This is a genomic window from Vibrio sp. VP6 (assembly GCF_028823755.1).
Lineage (GTDB): Bacteria > Pseudomonadota > Gammaproteobacteria > Enterobacterales > Vibrionaceae > Vibrio > Vibrio parahaemolyticus.
Window position 1 is genome coordinate 1 of the sequence record NZ_JAPEID010000136.1, and the last position, 1,332, is coordinate 1,332.

A 1,332-nucleotide genomic window follows, 5' to 3' on the forward strand; every position below is an offset into this window, starting at 1 on the left:
CGAGTACGTTGCCTTGACGGTCGGTGATGGTTTCGATCCACTCCATTTGCCAGGTGTTGTCTGACAGTGGCAAGGTGCTCTTGATGTCGACTTTGACCAACTCCCGCGCGGCGCGCTCAAACGGGTTTTCTTCTTTGAACGCCTGTGAGATTTGCGTTTGCGCAGGGGAGTTGGGAACGAGTCTTGCGTAGGCGCGGCGCACCGCTTTGTCTTCGACTTCTACGTCCAGATAGACGCTGCGAATGTCTTCCACAAAGCGCTCTAAATCGTTCACTTTGAGCGCTTCCAGTTGTGAGGTCGGCAGCTTTTGAACGCTGGCCACGCCCACCACTTCTTCGCCGTTTTTCACGCCAATGACATAAGGCTCAATTTTGGATTGGGCGCCGATGTATCCGGTGCTGCCTACGGCAATCGCGGCGATAAACATCGAAAAAAAAGCGCACATTTTCCAATCGTGCGCCTGTTTCACTACGCTGCCTAAGCGTTCGTCCCACTCTTCGCGGGCGCGTTGATACAAGATGGAGTAGTCCGATGGACTCTCAGGATTAGACATATTGTCACCTTATGATAAGTGGTCGTAAGCTTCTGATAGCGCGTCAATCAAAACCTTCAATGCGTCTTTATTGGGGCAACACACATTACCGGTTTGATGTTCGCTGCTGTAGATTTCAATGACGGGCATGGCCTCGTCTTCACCATCAATTACGCTTAACCAGTTTCCGGGTGTTTCGTCACAATTAATTTTGGTGGTCTTATACATGTAGGTTCCTCTACGGTTTTTTGTAACCACGAGTCTGCTGTCTTTGCTGCTGCAAGCGAGCTTTGAGCGCATCGTGATTGGAGGTGGGTTTTACGCCTTGGGTGGCTTGTTTGATGGCGTCGCCATGAGAGATGGCAGAAGTGGCGTCCCCTTGCTTCATCGCCTTCATCATCTGTTGATGGCCGTTTTTCGGCACAGAGCGGCTATTACTCATCTCTTTGAAAGCGCGCCCGACCGGACTTTGTGAGGCCATGGCACTGAGCGCCGCCTTACCAAGTTTACCTGAGCCTTTGGTTATCGCTTTGGCGCCCGCGGCGGCGCCTTTGAACGCGGGCGAGGATTTTGCTAACTGGTCAATGCCGCTCGCCACTTTTTTGCCAGGTGAGGTTTTTCCTGCCAGTTGCGCCGCTTTGCCCATTCCGCCTTTTGCCAGCGAGGCGGCGGCCATGCCAATACCCGCCATTGCGCCCAACAACCCCGCGGCACTGCCCACTGCGCCTGCGGTATTAAACACAAAGCGCCCCGTGGTGAGGCTGGATGCCATGGCGGGCACCGTGTTGACTAGGGCGTAG

The 1,332-nt window shown here is 54.0% G+C and carries 3 protein-coding genes; all 3 read right to left on the reverse strand.

All coding sequences use genetic code 11. The annotated features are described in order from the left end of the window. The coding region (locus OU793_RS24460) for a VirB8/TrbF family protein (protein WP_274647904.1) at positions 1–553 on the reverse strand (553 nt) is incomplete at its 3' end. 9 nt (positions 554–562) lie between these two features. Beyond that, positions 563–760 (reverse strand): hypothetical protein, encoded by a 198-nt coding sequence (locus OU793_RS24465; RefSeq protein WP_023623311.1) that lies wholly within the window; start codon positions 758–760, stop codon positions 563–565. Between the two features lie 10 nt (positions 761–770). Further along, positions 771–1,274, reverse strand: a complete 504-nt coding sequence (locus OU793_RS24470) for a hypothetical protein (protein WP_274647905.1) — start codon at positions 1,272–1,274, stop codon at positions 771–773. Positions 1,275–1,332: the final 58 nt, after the last annotated feature.

Bases quoted from the DNA above. Each gene is read 5' to 3' on its own strand.
- OU793_RS24465 (WP_023623311.1), bottom strand. From the start codon at position 760: ATGTATAAGACCACCAAAATTAATTGTGACGAAACACCCGGAAACTGG.